The 20896-nt window shown below is 35.8% G+C and carries 20 protein-coding genes; 12 read left to right on the top strand and 8 right to left on the bottom strand.

What is annotated here, in order from left to right; translation table 11 throughout:
• Positions 1 to 27 precede the first annotated feature (27 nt).
• On the bottom strand, positions 28 to 1197 hold the full coding sequence (locus tag AC1RFD_RS16870; protein WP_492475107.1) for a response regulator: 1170 nt from the start codon (positions 1195 to 1197) through the stop codon (positions 28 to 30).
• 36 nt (positions 1198 to 1233) lie between these two features.
• On the bottom strand, positions 1234 to 1419 hold the full coding sequence (locus tag AC1RFD_RS16865; RefSeq protein ID WP_004229797.1) for a putative motility protein: 186 nt from the start codon (positions 1417 to 1419) through the stop codon (positions 1234 to 1236).
• A gap of 296 nt (positions 1420 to 1715) precedes the next feature.
• On the opposite strand from AC1RFD_RS16865, the gene AC1RFD_RS16860 reads away from it, so the two are divergent.
• The 8 genes from AC1RFD_RS16860 (at position 1716) to nhaC (ending at position 10586) form a co-directional block, all read left to right on the top strand.
• Positions 1716 to 2480, top strand: coding sequence for a 3D domain-containing protein (locus AC1RFD_RS16860; protein WP_066038421.1), 765 nt, complete (start codon positions 1716 to 1718; stop codon positions 2478 to 2480).
• A gap of 161 nt (positions 2481 to 2641) precedes the next feature.
• Positions 2642 to 3193 (top strand): superoxide dismutase family protein, encoded by a 552-nt coding sequence (locus AC1RFD_RS16855; protein WP_054549059.1) that lies wholly within the window; start codon positions 2642 to 2644, stop codon positions 3191 to 3193.
• Between the two features lie 290 nt (positions 3194 to 3483).
• Complete coding sequence (locus AC1RFD_RS16850) at positions 3484 to 4473, top strand: TAXI family TRAP transporter solute-binding subunit (protein WP_492475106.1); 990 nt, start codon at positions 3484 to 3486, stop codon at positions 4471 to 4473.
• Positions 4474 to 4597: 124 nt separating this feature from the next.
• Positions 4598 to 5113 carry a DUF1850 domain-containing protein gene (locus AC1RFD_RS16845; RefSeq protein ID WP_492475105.1) on the top strand — a complete coding sequence of 172 codons (516 nt, stop codon included), beginning with the start codon at positions 4598 to 4600 and terminating at the stop codon, positions 5111 to 5113.
• Complete coding sequence (locus AC1RFD_RS16840) at positions 5110 to 7152, top strand: TRAP transporter permease (protein WP_281217017.1); 2043 nt, start codon at positions 5110 to 5112, stop codon at positions 7150 to 7152. Before AC1RFD_RS16845 ends, AC1RFD_RS16840 begins: the two co-directional genes overlap by 4 nt.
• A 248-nt stretch (positions 7153 to 7400) precedes the next feature.
• Complete coding sequence (locus AC1RFD_RS16835; RefSeq protein WP_167444843.1) at positions 7401 to 7544, top strand: hypothetical protein; 144 nt, start codon at positions 7401 to 7403, stop codon at positions 7542 to 7544.
• Positions 7545 to 7749: 205 nt separating this feature from the next.
• A complete protein-coding gene (locus tag AC1RFD_RS16830; RefSeq protein ID WP_054549062.1) occupies positions 7750 to 8859 on the top strand; it encodes an amidohydrolase in 1110 nt (369 codons plus the stop codon).
• Between the two features lie 278 nt (positions 8860 to 9137).
• The gene (nhaC, locus tag AC1RFD_RS16825) at positions 9138 to 10586 is read left to right on the top strand and encodes a Na+/H+ antiporter NhaC (RefSeq protein ID WP_048393453.1); all 1449 of its coding nucleotides are present in this window, start codon (positions 9138 to 9140) and stop codon (positions 10584 to 10586) included.
• Positions 10587 to 10641: 55 nt separating this feature from the next.
• On the opposite strand, the gene AC1RFD_RS16820 is transcribed toward nhaC, so the two are convergent.
• On the bottom strand, positions 10642 to 11883 hold the full coding sequence (locus tag AC1RFD_RS16820; RefSeq protein ID WP_326141409.1) for a hypothetical protein: 1242 nt from the start codon (positions 11881 to 11883) through the stop codon (positions 10642 to 10644).
• Positions 11884 to 11963: 80 nt separating this feature from the next.
• Here AC1RFD_RS16820 and AC1RFD_RS16815 point away from each other — a divergent pair, with 80 nt between their 5' ends.
• Positions 11964 to 13076, top strand: coding sequence for a mandelate racemase/muconate lactonizing enzyme family protein (locus tag AC1RFD_RS16815; RefSeq protein WP_004229770.1), 1113 nt, complete (start codon positions 11964 to 11966; stop codon positions 13074 to 13076).
• 11 nt (positions 13077 to 13087) lie between these two features.
• Positions 13088 to 13771, top strand: coding sequence for a hypothetical protein (locus AC1RFD_RS16810; protein ID WP_004229769.1), 684 nt, complete (start codon positions 13088 to 13090; stop codon positions 13769 to 13771).
• Positions 13772 to 13834: 63 nt separating this feature from the next.
• On the opposite strand, the gene AC1RFD_RS16805 is transcribed toward AC1RFD_RS16810, so the two are convergent.
• Complete coding sequence (locus tag AC1RFD_RS16805; protein WP_492475104.1) at positions 13835 to 14545, bottom strand: Fe-S oxidoreductase; 711 nt, start codon at positions 14543 to 14545, stop codon at positions 13835 to 13837.
• Between the two features lie 119 nt (positions 14546 to 14664).
• Here AC1RFD_RS16805 and AC1RFD_RS16800 point away from each other — a divergent pair, with 119 nt between their 5' ends.
• A complete protein-coding gene (locus AC1RFD_RS16800; protein ID WP_103117362.1) occupies positions 14665 to 15096 on the top strand; it encodes a DUF4395 domain-containing protein in 432 nt (143 codons plus the stop codon).
• 260 nt (positions 15097 to 15356) lie between these two features.
• Here the strand turns inward: AC1RFD_RS16800 and AC1RFD_RS16795 are convergent, their stop codons facing one another.
• From AC1RFD_RS16795 to AC1RFD_RS16785, 3 genes are all read right to left on the bottom strand, one after another.
• Complete coding sequence (locus AC1RFD_RS16795) at positions 15357 to 16319, bottom strand: DMT family transporter (RefSeq protein WP_103117363.1); 963 nt, start codon at positions 16317 to 16319, stop codon at positions 15357 to 15359.
• A gap of 176 nt (positions 16320 to 16495) precedes the next feature.
• Positions 16496 to 17725, bottom strand: coding sequence for a peptidase T (gene pepT / locus AC1RFD_RS16790; RefSeq protein ID WP_048393267.1), 1230 nt, complete (start codon positions 17723 to 17725; stop codon positions 16496 to 16498).
• Between the two features lie 90 nt (positions 17726 to 17815).
• Entirely contained in the window at positions 17816 to 18466 is a 651-nt protein-coding gene (locus AC1RFD_RS16785; RefSeq protein ID WP_103117364.1) for a lysoplasmalogenase, read from the bottom strand.
• Positions 18467 to 18598: 132 nt separating this feature from the next.
• Here AC1RFD_RS16785 and AC1RFD_RS16780 point away from each other — a divergent pair, with 132 nt between their 5' ends.
• Positions 18599 to 20278, top strand: coding sequence for a hypothetical protein (locus AC1RFD_RS16780; RefSeq protein WP_492475103.1), 1680 nt, complete (start codon positions 18599 to 18601; stop codon positions 20276 to 20278).
• Between the two features lie 41 nt (positions 20279 to 20319).
• Here the strand turns inward: AC1RFD_RS16780 and AC1RFD_RS16775 are convergent, their stop codons facing one another.
• Complete coding sequence (locus tag AC1RFD_RS16775; protein ID WP_054549068.1) at positions 20320 to 20745, bottom strand: hypothetical protein; 426 nt, start codon at positions 20743 to 20745, stop codon at positions 20320 to 20322.
• Positions 20746 to 20896 lie beyond the last annotated feature (151 nt).

The raw sequence follows: 20896 nt of genomic DNA, 5'->3' as shown, positions 1-20896 counted from the left end.
GCTAGCACTGGACGCTAGCATGTTTTTTCATGTCCTTAGGGGTAAACGCTTGTTTTCATGCTCTTTTTCATGTGCATGTAAGACGTTTTGAAAAAGTTCTGTGGTTTCCTGAGATGGTGACACATTTAATTCTGTTAATAGAAGGCTATTAAAAGAATGGTATATTTTTATAGCTTCTGCGCGATTTCCAATTTCAGTATAATGTTGAATTAATTGTTGCACGATTTTGTCGGAATACGGATTAAACTCTAAAGCAAATAACAATGAACGCTCTCTGTTTTTATGGTTCTGATTTTTAGAGTAATAAAGTATCAATTCATCAAGTAGTTGACTAAATTGTTTATTCATCAAATTTGCTTTACTAGTAGTCCATGCATAGTCCATTGTTGCCATAAATTCACCATGGTAATTTTGGATGAGTTCCTCAGCTTTTTCAATATTTAATCGTCCTGTTTCAGCTTTGGTATTTAAGATATCCTCCAAATCAAAGGCATCACATTGAAAATCGTTTAGTTTCAAAATATAGCAGCCATTTGCATATTCAATGACATCCGTGTAGCCATAAGATGAAAGTGTTGTACGTAAGTAGGAGACAGTAGTATGCAATTGTACTCTGGCTTTTTTTACATCCGTATCACTCCAAAGTGAATCTAAAATGTTATCACGAGGTACGGGCATATGAAGCTGTAAAAATAGAAAGGCAAACAATTCTTTGCTTTTAATTGTTCTCCAATGAATTACTTTTTCATCAAAAGAAACGACAAACTCTCCAAAGCATCTGATTTGAAGCATAGGCTTTTGATGCGTTCGAGTTTTCTCCGATGATAGATTTTTTTGGAATAGCTTTTGTATTCTGTTAATGGTTATCTCTAAACGAGATTTTGAAACTGGCTTTAATAAATAATCAAGTGATTGTACATCAAATGCCTGAACAGCATAGTCTCGATAGGCAGTTACAAAAATGATACAGATATTTTTATCCCATGTTTTTAACAGTTGTGCTACTTCTAATCCGCTCATACCTGGCATTTCAACGTCTAAAAATGCTACTTGAAAGTCTAAGGTAGGTCCTTCTTTCAATACCTCCTTTGCAGTAGTAAAAGTTCGAATGACCTCTATGTTATCAAATTCATTTAAATGTTTTTTCATACTCACCAGAGCTAATGGCTCATCGTCCACGATAATTACCCGAATCACATAAGGAACCTCCTTTCGATAAATATGGCTGTATGATCAGATTGAGATATCTATTATGGATCCTTTATATGGGTGAGTAGGAGCTGTTTGTTGCTGAGGTAGTTCTTTCAGTAATTCAATTGCAGTAGTTGTGTTTAAATTAAGAGCATTTTGCATGACACTCATCTGTACTGTTTGTTGGAGTTCCATCAGCTGGGATGACATAAGTGAATTAACTTCCATTTTTATTCCCTCCTTTTCTTTTTTTATCGGCTAAATATAGCAAATATCTAATATAAAAAAGTCCTAAACAGACCTACTAAATTATAGTTTATACGCAATAAATTGATTAAATTACTAAAAAATTAATTGAAATTGTATATTTTTCCGTTTTTATAGTAATAATTCCTAATATCAGGCAGCTAGTCCTGAGTTATTAATTTGCAAACTTATGGTTGCTTACATAATAGAGCTTTTAACTCTAGTGTGCTAGCAACAGATTTGCAACAAATAATAAAATGATGGAGGTATTACTAAACATGAAGAAAAGAGCATTAGCTTTAGCGGTAGTATTGACATTTGGTGTGAGTCTCTATGCTAGTCCTTCCTTTGCTAAGGACAAATCGCCAGGCAATATACTATGGGCACTCCCGCAAATTTATAATTTAACAGTAGGTGAGTTCCAGCAATTAAATGAAAAGGATTCATTATGGTTTTACCCAGAGCAAGACTTAGTGAAAGACACGTCAAAAGCAGAAGAACCATCGGGGGATGAATATGTCATCAAAGGTGGGGATACTTTATTTTCAATAGCTCGTATTAATAATGTAACTGTAGATGATTTGAAGAAATGGAATCACCTTGCGTCAGATTTGATTTTAGCTGGTGAATCGATAGCTATTAAAGCTTCAGCTGCAAAACCAAAACCAAAAACTTCCGAGGGGATTGCAACAGCTACTAAGCCTGCTGTACCAGCCAAAACAAAACCAGCAAGTGCTCCAGCAACTGTCTCTGGTAAAACATTAACAATGCGTGCTACTGCCTATACAGCCTATTGTGAAGGCTGTTCAGGAATTACAGCAAATGGAACAGATATAAGGTCGAATCCTAATTTAAAGGTAATCGCTGTAGATCCACGGGTTATTCCACTCGGTACGAAGGTTTGGGTGGAAGGTTATGGTGAAGCAATTGCTGCTGATACAGGGGGAGCTATTAAAGGAAATAAAATCGATGTATTTATTCCTACTGAAGGACAAGCACTTCAGTGGGGTGTCAAAACAGTAACGGTAAAAATCTTAAATTAATTATTGAAGGGGTTTCTCGAACTTTGAGAAATCCCTTTTATTTTGGTTGAGTTTCCTAGTCAAGCTCAAATGAAATAGGAGCCATTATAGAATCGTAAATGATTAATTGTGCATAAGTACTGAAGAAATTGGAAATCATCAGAAAGAGAGGAGGTATTTTTATGAAAAAAATAAGCTTAATGAGTCTTTCTTTACTAATTTTTGTTGCGGGTTGCAGTTTTTTTGATAAGAAAGAGGAGAAAGTAGCTGTCAATGCATCTACCCCTTTAACAGCTACTGCAAAAGTAATTGGTGCAAATAATGAAAGCTATGGCAATGCATATCTTCAAGAGGAAGATAATGGGGTTATGATGACGCTCGCATTAACAGGCTTACCACCAGGCACACATGGTATCCATATTCATGAAGTAGGAAAGTGTGAACCACCTAAATTTGAATCAGCTGGTGCCCACTTTAATCCAACAAACAAGGAACATGGTAAATTAAATCCTAATGGCTATCATTTAGGGGACTTACCAAATTTGGAAATTGGTGAAGATGGCAATGTGGATCTTAACTTTTTAGCTGAGGGGTTAACTTTACAAAAAGATCAACCAAATTCGCTATTAGACAGTGATGGAAGTGCTATTGTCATTCATGAATCAGCGGATGATTATAAAACAGATCCTGCTGGTAATTCAGGAGCTAGAATAGCTTGTGGAGCCATTCAATAGAATAAAATGCATGACTGTATCTGTTTATTTCAGATGCAGTTTTTTTATATTCTATTCATTATTTATACAGTTAGAATAGTTATTTTATTTTATTAAAAAAAGAAAATATGAGTTTATTATAGATATAAAGGGGGTAATTAAATAAAGCTATAGCTCTGTAAATTAATGGGTGGTAAGTAGTTTTGTATAATTATAAAAGTCTGAATTTACTATAAATTAATTGACATTATTATACTAAGTTTGATAATTTTAAATAGATTCTTAAAAATAACCAAAGGGGGAAGGTTACTATGAGGAAGAAACAATTTAATTTATTAATGCTATTAAGTATCCTTGCGCTTATGATTTTAGCTGCATGTGGATCAGATAGTGGAAGTGGTTCGAAGGACACTGGAGATGACTCCGAATCAACTGAAAAACCTAAGTTTTTAAGTTTACTAACAGGTGGCACACAAGGTACTTACTATGCTCTTGGAGGTACATTCGCTGATTTAATAACTACTGATACAGGCATTAAAACAACTGCTGAAGTATCTCAGGCATCTGCTGCCAATATGACTGCTTTACAAGAAGGAAAAGGTGAAATTGCATTTGTTCAAACAGATATTGCTTATTATGCTACTGAAGGTAAGCTGATGTTTGATGGCAATAAAATTGATACAATTTCAGCTTTAGGTGCGCTTTATCCAGAAACGGTTCAACTCGTTACAACTGAAGCTTCGGGTATTAAAACGTATGCAGATTTAAAAGGTAAAAAAGTATCAGTGGGTGCTCCAGGCTCGGGTACTTACGCAAATGCTGAACAATTACTTGAAATAAATGGCTTAACGATGGATGATATCAAGGCACAAAACCTTGATTTTGGTGAATCAACAGATGGTCTTCAATCAGGTCAAATTGATGCAGCATTTATTACAGCAGGTACGCCAACAGGTGCTGTTGAAGCATTAAATGCTACAACGAAAGTGAATATTATCGGTTTAGATGCGGGTAAAGCAGATGAAATAATTGCTAAATACCCTTACTATGCAAAAGACACAGTAAAAGCTGGTACTTATGGTATTGCAAACGATGTGGATACAGTTTCAGTTCTAGCTATGCTAGCGGTGAAAAAGGATCTTCCGGAAGATGTTGTTTATTCAATGACAAAAGCTATTTATGATAATACAAATAAAATTTCTCACGATAAAGGAAGATTTATTAAGGCAGAAACAGGTTTAGATGGTATTAGTATTGACATTCATCCAGGTGCACAAAAATACTTTAATGAAAAGAAATAGTATGAATAGTGCTTGAAACTTTCTAAAAAATACGAAGGGGCTCGTTGCATAAAGCTTCGAGTCTCTTTCTTACTGTAGGATATAGGTTTAGGCGAATAGCTTTTAAAGTGGGGGAATAGGTCGAATGCAACAGAGAAAATTCATCATAACAGTTCTTTTAAGTATCTGTATATGTATTGTCATATTTCTTCCTCTTCAAAAGGTGTTCACCTTTACAGAGACGCGTATAGCCAATCCTAAAGTGCACTACATACCCATTTCAGTTGAGCAAACCTTTCAAGTAAGATACACCCACTCCATACATAAGTCAGATGTATTGGAATCCTATCAATATATAAAAGGTAATCGTATTGAAATGCTTGAAATGGAATATGAAGACTTAGCTATTGGCATGCCAAGCTATGCAGAGGAACATCAAACACTTATTCAACGGAACGGTAAATATGTTCTCCAATTTAACAATAGTGCCATACTTGATCATTTTACGATCTATATAGGTGATTTAGATTTAGATCTGGTATTCAATTATGCAGATGAAGAATATGATTTAAAAAAAGATTTACAGAGGGGTAAATCCTATTTATTTGAAATTAAGCGATTGTCACTTTACGAACAGTGGAAAGGAGTAAGGATGAAATGACAACACAGGAAAAATCAAGGAAAGAAGAAAAAGTAGAAGAATTTGAGCAAATCTCTGCTGAAGAGCAACAAGCCATACTTGAAAAATATGATATAGAATCCAATGTAAGAACAATCTCAGGTGTAATGAAGCATGTTATTTTCTTTGGCCTTTTAGCATTTTCGCTATTCCAACTTTACACAGCTATTTTTGGGCAATTTCCTGCTCAAATTCAACGTACCATCCACTTAGGCTTTGGTTTGACATTAATTTTCTTATTATTCCCAGCAAGAAAAAAAGCACCTAAGCATAAAATAGCCTGGTTTGATTATATTTTAGCATTACTCGCTATTGCAGTAGGTTCATATTGGTCTATGAACTATACAGAACTTGTGAATCGCAATGGCTCCATTACGCAGGTAGACTTTATTGTTGGGCTAATAGCTATTGTACTAGTACTTGAGGCTGCTCGACGTGCTGTAGGGTTGCCTATTACAATTATTGCAATCGCTTTCTTGATTTACGCTTACTATGGCCCGTATTTCCCGGCATTTATGGCACATAGAGGACAGGATTTGGAGAGTATCGTCAACCTCATGTACTTTACAACTGATGGGATATTCGGCACGCCAATTAGTGTATCAGCCACATTTATTTTTGTATTTTTACTATTCGGGGCATTTCTTGTGAAAACAGGGGTTGGCCAGTATTTTAACGATCTAGCAGTTGCACTAGCTGGAAAATTAATTGGCGGTCCTGCGAAGGTAGCTGTATTCTCAAGTGCACTTCAAGGTACAATTTCTGGAAGCTCTGTAGCTAACGTAGTAACGTCCGGCTCTTATACAATTCCAATGATGAAAAAACTAGGCTATCGAAAAGAGTTTGCTGGTGCAGTGGAAGCAGCTGCATCGACAGGTGGTCAACTTATGCCACCGATTATGGGTGCTGCTGCCTTCCTAATGGTTGAATTTATTGGTCGAGGGATTACGTATTGGGATATAGCAAAAGCGGCAGCTATTCCGGCTCTTTTATATTTTACAGGTATTTGGATTATGACACATTTCGAAGCAAAAAGAGTTGGTCTAAAAGGTCTGCGAGACGATCAAATGCCAAATCGTCAAGAGGTATTTAAGAAGATTTACCTTCTCTTACCGATTGTGGCGATTATCATATTAATGCTAACGGGTACACCAGTTATGCATGCGGCATTATATGGAATTATTATATCAATTGGTGTGGCTATGTTTAATAAAGAAACGCGTCTTAAACCAAAAGATGTGATTGATGCATTGGTGGAAGGTGCTCGAACTGCATTAGGTGTAGTTGCAGCTACTGCTTGTGCTGGGATTATTGTGGGTGTCGTTGTAAAAACAGGATTAGGTTTAAGTTTAGCAAATAGCTTAGTAGCTTTAGCTGGTGGTAGTATTATTTTGACACTTATTTTTGTTATGATAGCTTCGCTTATTCTTGGAATGGGTGCACCGACAACAGCAAACTATGTGATAACATCGACAATTGCTGCACCAGCAATTGTGGCTTTATTATCTCCAAATACACCACAAGAATTAGTGCCAGTAGTTGTATTACTATCTGCTCATTTCTTTGTGTTCTATTTCGGTATTATTGCTGATATTACACCACCTGTAGCACTGGCGGCGTTTGCGGCATCAGGTATTTCTGGTGGTGACCCTATCAAAACGGGTGTGAATTCAGCGAAACTTGCGATTGCGGCATTTATTATACCGTATATGATTGTTTTCTCTCCAGCATTATTAATGATTGATACAACCATTCCGCAAATTATTTGGGTAGTATTCACTGCTATCACTGGAATGGTGGCAATTGGTGCTGGTGTGATCGGCTACTGGTATCGTAAACTTTTCTGGTATGAAAGAATTATTATGATTGCTGCGGGGCTATTACTTATCTATCCTGAAAAATTCTCGGATTGGACTGGTTTAGGAATATTTATTGTGATGTTTGTGATCCAATTTTTGTCCCATAAAAAAGGAAATCATCACGATAATACGAAGGACAAAATGGGAGCTTCAGTATCTTAAATACTTGACTTGCATATAAATCTGCTCAATTAATAACTGGCTAAATATTAGTACAGATGTTAATGAGCAGCTTTTTGTTTTTTAAAGGTAAAATTTTTTAGTAATCATAAGAATCAATGGTATTTTTAATCTGATTTTGAGATAGGTTTTATAGTTATAATGCATAATGTATATAATTTATTGCAATTTACTAAAAATCTATTGTATAATCCTTTTATCAGAAAATTCAATTAATAAGGAGTGATACAATGGGGAAGTTGTTAAATTCAAAGTTTGAAACGTATTTAATGGATCAAGAATTCGATTTACGTGAAGAAGAAGAGAAAAATGAGGAGCAAATGGTGAATATACAGTATGAAGAGTATCCAGAAGGGTTTTTTACAAGTTTATAATGAAAATTTGATGGGCTATGTTGAAAGTATACTAACTTTTAGCATAGCCCATTGTATATTATACCTCTATTGATAAATGGCTTTTCCAGTGCATATGAATGTAATATATTATTAAAATAAGTGTATTAGGTCTAATGACATATGTACTTTTCTGAAAAAGATTCATGTATAATGGGAAACAAAAATGCGTATAGAGGGTGTAGTTATGTCTAAAGCTTTAACAGTAGAAGAAACGATTTATCAATGGTTTGATCATTTTCATCAATATCCCGAAGTAAGTTGGAAAGAGTTTGAGACTACTAAAAAAATTGCTTCCATACTAGATGAATTGCATGTTAGTTATCGTTTATTAGGTGATATACCAGGATTAATAGCTGAAATTGGGACTGGTAATGAAATTGTTGCAGTACGTGCTGATATTGATGCCTTATGGCAGGAAGTTGATGGGAAGTGGCAAGCAAATCATTCGTGTGGACATGATGCGAATATCTCCATGGTGCTTGGTGCATTATTACTACTGAAAGATCGCACCTTACAACATCGTATTCGTTTCATCTTCCAACCTGCTGAAGAACTAGGAAATGGCGCATGTGCAACGTTTGATAGAGGCGCGGTTGATGGAGTATCACATTTATTTGGTGTTCATTTAAGACCAATAGAAGAATTACCACTTGGCAAAGTTTCGCCTGCGATTCATCATGGCGCTGCTTATTTTTTAGAGGGATCTATTCAAGGAATAGATGCACATGGTGCTAGACCACATCAAGGTAAAAATGCCATTGATGTTATTATGGCCGTGCAACAAATGCTACACAGCATTCATTTATCACCATTTGAACCACATTCTGCTAAGTTAACAAAAATCATTGCGGATGGTGGTAGTACAAATATTATTCCAGGTAATGCTAGTTTCTCAATGGATGTTCGCGCACAGCATAATCAACAACTTGAATTGCTGCGCAGTAAAATTGAATCTGGCCTGAAATCAATACAGCAACAATTTGAAATTGATATGAGTTGGAAGTGGATAGATTTCACACCAGGTGCTGAAGTTTCCCCAACTGCTGCGAACATGGCAAAGAATGCCATCATTGAGGCTTTGGGAGAAGGGCATTTAGCAGATGAAATAACTACACCAGGTAGTGACGATTTCCATTTCTATACAGTTAAAAAGCCGGAATTAAAAGCGGCAATGATTGGAATTGGTGCAAATTTAACACCAGGATTACACCACCCTAAAATGACATTTGATCGTAGTGCCTTAATTGATGCTGCGAAAGTACTTGCATGTGTATTAGAAAAAAAGCCTGAATAAAAAAATATTAAAAGCTATATGAAAAAATGTAACTTTTTTTTCATATAGCTTTTTTGCATGAACATTTTTAATGATGCATGGATATTCAAGGGTTTGCATTGTTTTTTATTGCTACTTGAAAGCGTTTTATTACGCTAAAATAAAGGGATTTGCTAGGGAAGCATAAATTTTTTGCGTTGACTTTTAATTTTTTGAATATTAAGCTAAAAAACGTAAAAAATTATTTGCGTCTTGAAAAAACCGAAAAGGGATTTGGTGCAAAAAAAGGGGATGGAAAAATGAAAAAGGATATTAATGCGGGCTGGGCACTACTAACTTTTGCAATTATGATTATTACTATGTTGATTACAGTAGTTGTTTTAGAGCAAAGTCCTCACGTACCTCTTCTTGTTGGCACAACTGTAGCAGCAATTGTTGCCAAAATGCATGGATATAAATGGGCAGAAATTGAAGAGATGATGTATAAAGGGATACGTCTGGCATTACCTGCCATTGTTATTATTATTTTAGTAGGTTTGACAATTGGGGCATGGATTGGCGGCGGTGTCGTAGCAACAATGATTTTCTACGGTCTAAAGTTAATTTCTCCAGCGTGGTTCCTTGTGACAATCATGTTGTTATGTTCAATTGTGTCATTAGCTATTGGTAGTTCATGGTCTACAATGGCTACAATTGGTGTCGCGGGTATGGGTATTGGTTTAAGTATGGGTATTCCAGCGGCTATGATTGCTGGTGCTGTTATTTCGGGTTCATACTTTGGAGATAAGATGTCACCATTATCAGATACAACAAATCTAGCAGCAGGATTAACTGGTACAGATCTGTTTGCACATATTAAGCATATGCTTTATACAACGATTCCAGCGTTGATTATTTCACTTGTTGTTTTTGGATTCATGGGTAGAAAATTTGCAGAAGTTTCAATGCAATCTGAAGAAATATTAACAACTTTAAAAGTGATGGAAGAAAGCTTCGTTATTTCTCCTTTACTATTACTTGTTCCTGTGGGGGTTATTGTATTAGTAGCTAAGAAAGTACCAGCAATTCCAGCTTTAATTATAGGGATTGTTTCAGGTTTCTTACTACAGATTTTTGTACAAGGTGGTTCAGCTGCAAGTGCTGTACAAGCATTACAGGCAGGCTTTGAAATCTCAACAGGTAATCACATGGTGGATGATTTATTTAACCGTGGTGGTCTAGACTCGATGATGAATACGGTTTCAATGACGATTGTAGCGATGACATTTGGTGGTATTTTAGAGTATTCAGGAATGTTAAAGGCATTGATGAATGTAATTGTGAAGTTTGCTAAATCTACAGGAAGTCTTATTGCTTCAACGATTGCAGCTTGTGTAACAACCAATGCAACATGTTCTGAGCAATATATCTCAATTGTTGTTCCTTCACGTATGTTCGCGGGTGTCTATCAACAACGTGGTTTACATTCTAAAAACCTCTCTCGTGCATTAGAGGATGGGGGAACATTAACATCTGTTTTCTTCCCTTGGAATACTTGTGGTGTGTTTATTTTAGCTACTTTAGGTGTAAGTGCAATGGAATATGCACCATATGCAATTCTTAACTTTACTGTACCAATTATTTCTATTATCTATGGATATATTGGATTTGCTATTGTTAAATTAACGCCAGAAGAAATAGCAGAAGCTGAGAAGCGTAAAAAGGCGCAAGAAGCTGAAAATACGGATAATTTGGTAATGGTTGACTAAAATAAAAATTCTCGTAGATTCATGTGTATCTACGAGAATTCTTTTATGAGGCAGTTTAGTAAGTTGCAAAATTCAATTGATAAATTTTACGAGGACGTCCTTGTTGATGGGTCATTTCTTCACCAACAATATTTACATAGCCATTATCAACTAATTTTTTAATAATACGCTCTGTAGTACGTCGTGTTACTTGGAGGTATTCAGAAAGATTTTGAGATGTAAATTGAGTTGACTGTCGTTCGTTACTGAAATTGATTATTTTAGAAATATTTAATGGACTTAAACTTGTAAGCTTAGCCATTTGTAAAACATAAGGATCATCGGTTTTTAAAGAAATTTTACCTTCTGTATTAGGGAAAGGCCCTAATAAGTTTTTATGTTCATCAAGAATATAAATCTCAAAAGGTTTAGTAAACGTTAAAGCATGCTGAGCATTTTGTGTGGCCTCCAAAATGGAATAGCCATAGCCAAATGCTAGCTTAAAAGGTTGTTCAACTTGCTGTATGAGCTGCTCTAAGTTTTCCTTTTCGAGAGCATTTTGAAGATGTCCAGCAGTTGTGTATAGCTCAAAGGAATGCGTTGAAATTTGCTTAAAAGTTGAAAAGGTAGCTTTCGCAATTTGACTTAAAACAGCTGATTCAATGGAAGTATTTTTAGGGATTTCTAAGAGACCCACTACAGCCTTGAAAGCTTCTGACTTGGTTAATAGTGATTTTGATTTTGTTTCTTCAAGGCATTGAATAATAGATTTGGTAGCATCTAACATACGCATTGACGGTATTTGAAGTGCTTGTAATTCATCAAATACACTATGAATACTGGTAATGACAAAATCAATACTTTTTGAATTCCACAGGGCGATATGGCGTTTTAAAATATTCTCAGTTGGTTCAGTAATCGAAATATGCTGAACATGTGGCTTTTGACCATGAAATTCTATTTCTGCTAAAACATTATCAACGAATGCAGGATTCATTACATCAATGGATATCCTGTCGATAGCTACAGCATGTTTGGCTACTAATGATAATAATGTTGTAGAAATGGTTGTTTCATCTTGCTTAATATAATTCCAAGGTATTGGAACTTCTGAAAGTAATGATTGAGTGTGTAGATAAGGTAACGTTCCTCCGAATAATATTGCATCACACGGTTTTATTTGCTTCATTAAAGTAGGCGCTTCAGAGGGGTGGCTGTAAAGATAAAATTCTAATTGAATATCGGTTATGTTTTGTGCGATACTAATAATACGTTTCATAAATGCTTTTGAACATATAATCGCTATTTTGGTAGACATGGACATCACTCCTTTTCTATTTTTTTAAACATTTAGCGACGTATTAGCGACAACTTTAACGACAGAGGAGACTGATTACGATGAAAATTAAACAAGTAGAAATTTTTGCTATACATTTACCGCTAATTGATCCATTCATCATTAGTTATGCTACATATGATACAATGCCTTCCATTATTTTAAAAGTAACTACCGATACAGGTGTGGTAGGGTATGGTGAAGCTGTTCCTGATGAACATGTAACAGGTGAATCATGGGAAAGTACATATGCTGTACTAAAACATCAGCTTGTCCCAGCTATTATTGGGGAAAGTCCAATGGCCTTTGAAAAACTACACGATAAAATGAATAAAGTTGTGAAAGATGTACCAGCAGCAAAAGCAGCGATCGATATTGCTTGTTTCGATATTGCTGGAAAAGCCTTAGGGGTGCCTGTATACCAACTTTTAGGTGGACGTTATCATGAAAAATTCCCAATCACACATGTACTAAGCATTGGAACACCTGAAGCAATGGCAGAAGAGGCAGCTAATCGAGTAGAAATGGGCTATCGCTCTTTTAAAATGAAGGTAGGTACAGAGGTACTTCGTGATGTAGCCCGTATAAAAGCGGTACGTGAGCGAGTAGGCGAAGACATTGCTATTCGAGTGGATGTAAATCAAGGTTGGGGTAATGCAGCCACTACTTTACAAGGTTTACGTGCTATGAAAGATTTAAATATCGATTGGCTAGAGCAACCTGTCGATAGCGAAGACATTGATGGAATGGTAGAAATTAAATCAAAGTCTGATGTGACATTAATGATTGATGAAGGACTACGAGGCGTCCGTGAAATGCGTGAAATTATTGCCAAGCGTGCAGCAGATAAAGTAAATATTAAATTAATGAAGTGTGGTGGCATCTATCCTGCTATGAAGCTTGCTGTTATGGCGGAAATGGCAGGAATTGAATGTCAAGTTGGTTCCATGGTAGAGTCGTCAGTTGGTTCTGCTGCAGGCTTCCATGTAGCATTTTCTAAGAAGATTATGACGAGTGTAGAACTAACGGGTCCATTAAAATTCTCAAAGGATGTTGGGAACTTACATTATGATGTACCATTTATTTGCTTAAATGAAAAACCCGGATTAGGGGTAGATGTAGATGAAGCTGTCATCCAGGAATTATGTAAGTTTTCAACTGTTGTCACAGCCTAAGGAGGCGTAATATGGAAATTATCTATGATGGTATGCTTGGTGAGACACCGTTTTTTGTTATAAAATTAACACTCCAACATTTACAACAAATTGAAGAGCTACAAGTTGAGGTTTATGAAGCTTTAGCAGACCAAAGTATCCTACAACCCTTAAGCACAGAGGAATTTGAGTATATTTTAAATGGTCATGGAATGATGATAGGTGCTTATGTAGGGGAAGAATTAATCGCCTTTCGTGCACTGTTAAACCCGCCAATTGATGAAGAACACCTTGGCTATGATTGTGGGATTGCAGAAAACGAATTTCAACGTGTTTTATATCAGGAAATATCGAATGTTTCACCAAAATATCGAGGTTACGGATTACAGAAGACATTAGCTACAGTAGTGATGGAAAATATCGATTTAGAAAAATACGATTATGTTTGCTCCACTGTAAAGCCATATAATATTCCGAGCTTAAAGGATAAATTCTCGCAAGACCTCGTTATTAAAGGATTAAAAATTAAATATGTAGATAAGCTTCGTTATATTTTTTATAAAGACTTACGACAAGAGATGTCCCCGAACTTTACTGAAAAACAAGTGATATCGATGGGAGACACAACTGCGCAACAGCAACTTTTAAAACAAGGTTTCCTTGGCACGTCTATGTTTGAAGAAAACAACGATTGGTTTGTAGTATACGAAAAATAAAGCACAAAGCCTTACCTTTCACATGAATTTGTGGAGGGTAAGGCTTTTTTTAAAAAGGCTCTATTATTTTTTCATTGGGCAAAAACCACAAGCCATTAAACCTGGGATATCTTTAGAAAAACAGCATGATTTTCTTACAGGAACGTTGACTAAATTAGTCGGGCTAAGGCCACCTGTATATTGTGCCCACCAAGATTTATTGGAGAAGCATACCCATGTTTTTGGGTCCTCTAAAGCCTCAATATCCTCCATGGCTTGATCGGCTAAGCCAGGATTAGATAATAATATATGATAATGCCATAGCAAATAGCCGAAGAAGTTTTCCCAAATGGTAAGGGGGGAGATGGAGGTCACTTTACGAAGCTGTTGGACAATGACATGGCCATCGTAAAGAATTTTCTCAATCACAGATTGGCGTTCATCTTCCTCAACGTAGCGCCAATCATTTGGATTGGCAAACATGGCAACAGTAAAGCTATTAAATTCCTTTGCAGCATCAAAACGCAATTCAAGTGGCTTACCATCCCATACTTCGTCATAAGCGGCAAGCATATAAAATTGCATAGCAAAAAACATTCCATAGCGGCGTGCAAAGTGAGAAATAGCAGCTGTTTCTGTTGCTGCATCTGTTATACCCATCATAAGGTTTAAAAAATCAGGATGGTAAAAGTCTTTATGTATATCAGCTAAAGTAAATAAAGTCCGCTTAGGTTCAGTTGTATAAATACTGTAAGAGTTTAATTGTTGAACTTGATCCATTGTTAAAGCTGGCATAGTTATCCTCTTTTCCTTTGAACATCTGTTAACTTCATTATAAAGTAATCATTTTTGCTTCACAAATGGAATATCATGTAGTAAAATACATTAAACATATCAGAAAGGTGGGTTTTAGGGTGTCGCAACTTCTTACAATTCCAAGACCACTTGTTAGACTGAACCAGTGGACTATTCTTCTGAGTGTCATTTTATCATGGTTAACAGGAATTACCTGGATATTAGTAATTCCACTAGCTGCAAATTTACTAGGTATTTTATGCAACTTTAACCCGATACTTCGTGTAGGGAAGCTCTTTTTAACAAAGGCTCCATCTACATATATACCAGAGGATGCTCAGCAGCAAAAATTTAATTCAAGTATTGCTAGCCTTTGTTTAGCAGCTGGTTTATTAGGTTATCTGTTACATTGGCAGGTTGTTGGTCATATCTTTACTGGCCTGGTTGCAATTGCATCGGCCATCGCAATAGCAGGCTTTTGTATAGGCTGTTTTTTACATTTTCAGTTGAAGCAATGGCAGTACCGACGCTCATTAAAAAAATCTTTTTGAAAAAGTAAAAAAATTATAAGATTATGATTGACATTTTAATTGATAATGATTATCATTATCGTATAAAGATTATTCCTCGTCTACAATACAGTGTAGAGAGGATGAACTTTAGCTACTTTTCTCCAGAAGTTTGCTAGTTCATGATTACGCTCCTAAAACCCCCCTCATTTTTTGGGAACGTGAAAATCTCAGACGACTTATTCTAAATTTAGAATAGAGTCGTCTTTTTTTTGTAAAAAAACAGCCCATAAAATGGACTGTTAAGAAGTTGGGTTTTGTTGCACAGCATTCTTTTTCCCGATAATCATTGTATAGTAACTATGTAATAGCATACCAACAATGATAACTCCGAGACCTGCAAGTGCAATAGGGCTAGGGAAGGCAATTCCTAATAGTAATACCTCACCTATAATAACGAAAAGAATTTCTGTTGATTGAGTTGCTTCCACAGCAGCTAGCTTGCCTTGATGGTCTCTTACGCGATCTGTTGCTATGAAAAATAAAACTGTTGCTATAACGCCTGAGCTAATTCCAACAAGCAATGATTGAAACATTTGACTTGCTGAGGGAAGTCCTACTGTAAGAACGGCATAAATAGCTATGATGATCCATGCTGGCATTGAAGCAATGGTCATTCCTAACACCCGCTGAAAAGTATCGATTCGGCCCCCACAAACTTCCATCATTTTACGATTGCCGAGAGGATAAGCAAAAGCTGCAACGATGACAGGTAAAATACCAAGCATTAAACTTCTAAACGATACTGATTGTGCATGAGGTATTTGTATAAGCAAAATACCTACTAAAATGACGCATGAAATAAGCAAGGATATGAAAGGTATTTTTTGTCGCACTGTTTTACCAGCAATGATCGATACAAAAAGAGGAGCTAATAATACACCAGCAACGATTGTAAACTGCCATGTACCTGAAACCAACCAACCTGGACCAAAAGCAGCAGCAAATGTTAATGGCGCGTAAAATAAAACAAATCCAACAAAGCTCCAAAGTAGCCATGCTATAGGCTGTGCTTTTATTTCACCAGAAAGCTGTGAAAAGCCCTTACGATAAAAGACAATGATAAGCAAGAAAGGGAGCATAAAAAAATAGCGTAATGATGCACTCCATAGCCAACTACCACCTTGCATTTCCATTGCGTGATTTAAAATAAATGTCACGGCAAAGAAAAGGGAAGCTAAAATACCTAATGCAATTTCTTTCATAAACATCACCTCAATTTGAGTTTATAACCTCAAACCCTTTATGTAATTTGAAAATTCAGTAATTATGGCTGAAAAAATTACGAAGAGAGGAAAAACCCCTCTTCGTAGCTATGAAAATTTTTCATGATTCCTTAGGTAAATGCGTATAGAAATAAGCTCACTCAAAATTAAAACTATTATTTTGCTTGCTGTTCAAAAAGCTGAACGATTTCTATGATAACTTGAGTTGCTTTTTCCATTGTTTCAGCGGATACATATTCGAATTTGCCATGCATGTTTTCGCCACCAGCGAAAATATTTGGTGTCGGTAGGCCCATATAAGATAATTGTGAGCCATCTGTACCGCCACGAATTGGCAGGGTATTCGGTGTAATATCTAATTTTTCCATTGCAGTACGTGCAATGTCAACAATTTCTTTTACAGGCTCAATTTTTTCACCCATATTGTAGTATTGATCTTCAATGGTAATACTCAGTGCATGCTCACCAAATTGTGCTTGAATTTTAGCTGCAGCATCACGCATTAATTGTTTTTTCTCTTCAAACTTTTGGCGATCATGGTCACGCACGATATAAGATAGCTCAGAATGCTCAAGAGCCCCTTTAAAGCTCATTAAATGAATGAAACCTTCATAACCTTCTGTCTTTTCAGGAACTGCGTCAGCAGGCATTTCATTTTGGAAGGCAATAGCCATTGTAATAGCATTCACCATTTTATTTTTTGCTGAACCAGGATGGACGCTAGTGCCTTTTGTAATTACTTTTACGCCAGCGGCATTGAAGCTCTCGAATTGTAGTTCGCCAAGTGGTCCACCATCCATAGTATAGGCATAGTCTGCACCGAAAGCGGCGACATCAAATTTATGTGGTCCACGACCGATTTCTTCATCTGGCGTGAAGGCTACACGGATTTTACCATGCTTAATAGTAGGATTTTTAATGAGGTACTCCATTGCCGTCATAATTTCAGCAATCCCTGCCTTATCATCAGCGCCTAATAAAGTAGTACCATCTGTTGTAATAAGTGTTTGGCCTACATAGTTTTTAAGCTCTGGGAAGTCAGTCGGAGACATAACTAAGTTTTCGTTTAACTGAATATCTCCACCATCATAATTATCTACACGCTGTGGCTTCACATTTGTGCCTGTATAGTCAGTAGCTGTATCAACATGGGCTAAAAAGCCGATAGTTGGTACTTCTTTTTCTGTATTAGCTTCTAATGAGGCAAATAAATAGCCATTTTCATCTAATGTAATGTCTGTTAAACCAATTTCGGCAAGTTCGTCTTTTAAAACATGTAATAAGTCAAATTGCTTTTGTGTAGAAGGAGTTGTTTCGCTTGTGAAGTCTGATTGTGTATCAATTTTTGCATAGCGTATTAATCGCTCAATTACTTGTTCTTTCATAAGTATGGCCTCCTAATGTATATATGTTAAAATTCTTTGTGCTTTTACAAAGCCGATTCCAGGCGCAATTATGTCTTGGCATAATCGATATTATTGTAACACTTTACTTCGGATTTCGGAATATTGAAGGATACTTAAAGCAATAAGTAATTGGGCGCTATAATAAGTCAGCATGATAATTTCATGAGAAAATGCTAGTGGCATGACAAATTTGTTAATAGCTAAATAAGAATCAGATGCAATAAATAATATTGCACCACTTGTTGCCAGAGTAGATCCAGTTTTAATAGCTGTCCATCCCATTGTGAGTATCACAGAAATGTAGGCGATTACTGCAATACCAAGTATGGTTTCACCTGTTTTAAAGACAGATCCCGCAATCCATATAGCCATACTTGCTCCATAGAGTAATAATAGTATTTTAGCCCAAGTTGGTACATGCCGCTCATTTGCAGTAGTGAAAGCAAAAATATAAAAGATATGCCCGATAAGAAAGCTAGTTAGACCGATTAAAAACCACTGCAATGTATAGTCTCCAATCATGCAGAATACAAGCCCAGCAATAATCAAAAGTTGGTATTTTTTAATATGTAATGGCTTCTGAATCGCAGCTAAAATAATGATGAGCAACATAGGAATCACTTTAAAGATGAGTTTTAAACTTTCAGCAATATGGGAAAAGAGAAAAATATAATAAAGACCCAATAAAATAATGACACTGATTAATAATTTTTTTAACAAATTTTTCAGCTCCTTTCCTTTTGAAATTCAATATTTATGGTAGAATTCCTTTCTGTACAACGTATGTATGAAACTTTTTTAGTATGTAACCGTAAAGTAAGTAGTGAGAAAGAAGAAGAGAGGATGAACCAAATGACTAAGCTACTGATAGCTTCAGCAGTCATTGCATTGATCGCAAGTGTGCTAGTGACACCGCTTATTACGAAGAAGCGAGAAGATGGACAATCGAAAAAGGTAATAGGATACTTTTTTATTGGAGTCTTTGTACTAGGGTTTTTAGCCACAGGGATTACGTTATATGTAACAAAAATTGATGTAAATTGGCTTGTTTTTTGGCCTGCTATTATTTTATTAACGTTAGTGGGTGCTCTGCTAGCAAGTGGTATCGAAAGGAAAATAAAAGGTGTTTTATTTTTAGCAAGTCTAGGTGTAGCTGTGTATGTTTTATCAGCACCTTTATGGAATGCTAATGAAAAATTTAAGTCATCCGAAATGAAGGAAGAAGTTGAAATAAAACCATTCGATGAGACACAAACACCTGCAAGTGTACCACCGAAATTTGCTCGCAATAAAATGAAAAAGGCTTTCGGTCAAGTGCCAAATACGAGCTACTATGAATTAGGACGCTTACAAATTCAAAAAGTGAAGGGCGAATATGTTTATATCGCACCAGTTGAATTTTCTGGATTCTTTAAATGGATGAACGGTGGTACAACACCTGGTTACTTCATAATGAGTGCTACAGATTCTGCGGATAATCCTAAATTTATAAAAGAGGAAATGAAATATGTACCTTCCGCATATTTAAATGCTAATTTAGAACGTCATATTCGTTTACAACACCCATTCCTTATTTTTTATGGTGACGTACAGCTGGAAGTAGATGATGAAGGAAAGCCATACTATATTCGCTCATATGGGGAATTTATTTCTGCGCGTAATGGCTTTGATGTAAAAGGAATTGTCTTGGTTGATGCGCTGACGGGGAAATCAGAGGTCATTAAACTCGATCAAATACCTGAATTTATTGATGGTGCTGTATCACCAGAGACAGTAAGTTTACAAAACAGTTATTTCGGTAATTATGTACATGGTTTTTGGAATAGTATGTTTGGTAAAAAGGATGTAAAGATTCCTTCTGATGAAGGAACAGAATCGAATGTTAGCCCGATTTTCGATGAGAAGGGTGATATGTATTACTTTACAGATTTTACAAGTCCTAAAGAAGGTGTAGATTCAATGTTAGGCTATTCACTAACAAACGCACGAACAGGGGATGCAACATATTATACAGGGAATCAAGACTCAAGTTATATGGATTCACAAGGTAATTTACAAATAATAGAGAAGAAATTTATTGAGAAAAAGTGGAATGGCGAAATGCCAGTGTTGTATAACTTTTATGGAGAAGCGAGCTGGCTGACAGCGGTGCTAGATTCCAATGGTTTCTTACAAAACTATTTTATTGTTTCTGCAGCCAATCCTGAAATTTCCGTTTACGCTACTACTCCTAAGGAGGCGTTGAAATTATATAAAACAGCCTTAAGTCGAGGAGGAAATACTGTAGATGGTAGCTCAAGTGCTGAGGAAAAACAAATAAGTGGTAAGGTATTACGTGTTTATAAAGAACGTCTAGGCGATTTTACAACTATATCTTTCTTATTAAACAATGGTGAAAATTATTTAGTGAGTGCCGAAACAGAACCTTTAGCAATTTATTTACAGGAGGGTGATGAGGTAATACTCACTTATGGAGATACAGGAGAGCAGTTCCTACCAGTTCGCTCTCTTATAATTAGAGGACTACAATAAAAGAACAAAAGACGATCTTGTTATTACGAAGATCGTCTTTTTTATGTAGCTTGCCCTTGAACATAGGTAAGCATCTTTTCTCTATGGTTCATAAATAGTCTTTTTGCATGATCATTTAGTGTAAAGATTTCTTGTATATACCCCTGTAACAATTTATCTTCATATTCAAAAGCATGGCTTTGAGTGTTTTCTAAAATATAGGATAATAAAAGAGCATGCAAGACAACTACTTCTAAATTCTGTGTATTCGTAACGAATTTTAAATTGAGTATAGTAGTGTGAGAAACGAACTGATTGACATAATCAATGGGTTTTTTATATACATTCAAATCAATATGTGGCTCGAGTCTTTTTCTTAATTGGGTGCATTCATTATTTAAGTCTTCAATTTTTAAGAATAAACCTCTTACACTTCTCTTATGCTGTTGTTCTAAGGTGCGAGCAAGATGTTTATTGATATTGGACATTGATTCTATAACTCCTTTCTTTAATAGGTATCATTTATTAATATGAATGGAATAGCTGGAAAAGGAAAGAGTCTTTTCGTTTAATTTAAGGTTAGATTTATAGAAGTAATTGTGGCAATATCCCTAGATTGAATATATATAGGTAATATTT

The sequence above is a fragment of the Lysinibacillus sp. GW823-FHT02G10 genome (assembly GCF_058797135.1).
The sequence above is the reverse complement of the archived record's forward strand: the minus strand, read 5'-3'. Positions and strand labels throughout refer to the sequence as shown.

What these genes read in the sequence shown, in the direction of transcription:
- AC1RFD_RS16865 (WP_004229797.1), bottom strand. Translation starts at nt 1,419, where the DNA reads ATGGAAGTTAATTCACTTATGTCATCCCAGCTGATGGAACTCCAACAA.
- AC1RFD_RS16860 (WP_066038421.1), top strand. Translation starts at nt 1,716, where the DNA reads ATGAAGAAAAGAGCATTAGCTTTAGCGGTAGTATTGACATTTGGTGTG.
- AC1RFD_RS16855 (WP_054549059.1), top strand. Translation starts at nt 2,642, where the DNA reads ATGAAAAAAATAAGCTTAATGAGTCTTTCTTTACTAATTTTTGTTGCG.
- AC1RFD_RS16850 (WP_492475106.1), top strand. Translation starts at nt 3,484, where the DNA reads ATGAGGAAGAAACAATTTAATTTATTAATGCTATTAAGTATCCTTGCG.
- AC1RFD_RS16845 (WP_492475105.1), top strand. Translation starts at nt 4,598, where the DNA reads ATGCAACAGAGAAAATTCATCATAACAGTTCTTTTAAGTATCTGTATA.
- AC1RFD_RS16840 (WP_281217017.1), top strand. Translation starts at nt 5,110, where the DNA reads ATGACAACACAGGAAAAATCAAGGAAAGAAGAAAAAGTAGAAGAATTT.
- AC1RFD_RS16835 (WP_167444843.1), top strand. Translation starts at nt 7,401, where the DNA reads ATGGGGAAGTTGTTAAATTCAAAGTTTGAAACGTATTTAATGGATCAA.
- AC1RFD_RS16830 (WP_054549062.1), top strand. Translation starts at nt 7,750, where the DNA reads ATGTCTAAAGCTTTAACAGTAGAAGAAACGATTTATCAATGGTTTGAT.
- nhaC (WP_048393453.1), top strand. Translation starts at nt 9,138, where the DNA reads ATGAAAAAGGATATTAATGCGGGCTGGGCACTACTAACTTTTGCAATT.
- AC1RFD_RS16820 (WP_326141409.1), bottom strand. Translation starts at nt 11,883, where the DNA reads ATGTCTACCAAAATAGCGATTATATGTTCAAAAGCATTTATGAAACGT.
- AC1RFD_RS16815 (WP_004229770.1), top strand. Translation starts at nt 11,964, where the DNA reads ATGAAAATTAAACAAGTAGAAATTTTTGCTATACATTTACCGCTAATT.
- AC1RFD_RS16810 (WP_004229769.1), top strand. Translation starts at nt 13,088, where the DNA reads ATGGAAATTATCTATGATGGTATGCTTGGTGAGACACCGTTTTTTGTT.
- AC1RFD_RS16805 (WP_492475104.1), bottom strand. Translation starts at nt 14,545, where the DNA reads ATGCCAGCTTTAACAATGGATCAAGTTCAACAATTAAACTCTTACAGT.
- AC1RFD_RS16795 (WP_103117363.1), bottom strand. Translation starts at nt 16,319, where the DNA reads ATGAAAGAAATTGCATTAGGTATTTTAGCTTCCCTTTTCTTTGCCGTG.
- pepT (WP_048393267.1), bottom strand. Translation starts at nt 17,725, where the DNA reads ATGAAAGAACAAGTAATTGAGCGATTAATACGCTATGCAAAAATTGAT.
- AC1RFD_RS16780 (WP_492475103.1), top strand. Translation starts at nt 18,599, where the DNA reads ATGACTAAGCTACTGATAGCTTCAGCAGTCATTGCATTGATCGCAAGT.
- AC1RFD_RS16775 (WP_054549068.1), bottom strand. Translation starts at nt 20,745, where the DNA reads ATGTCCAATATCAATAAACATCTTGCTCGCACCTTAGAACAACAGCAT.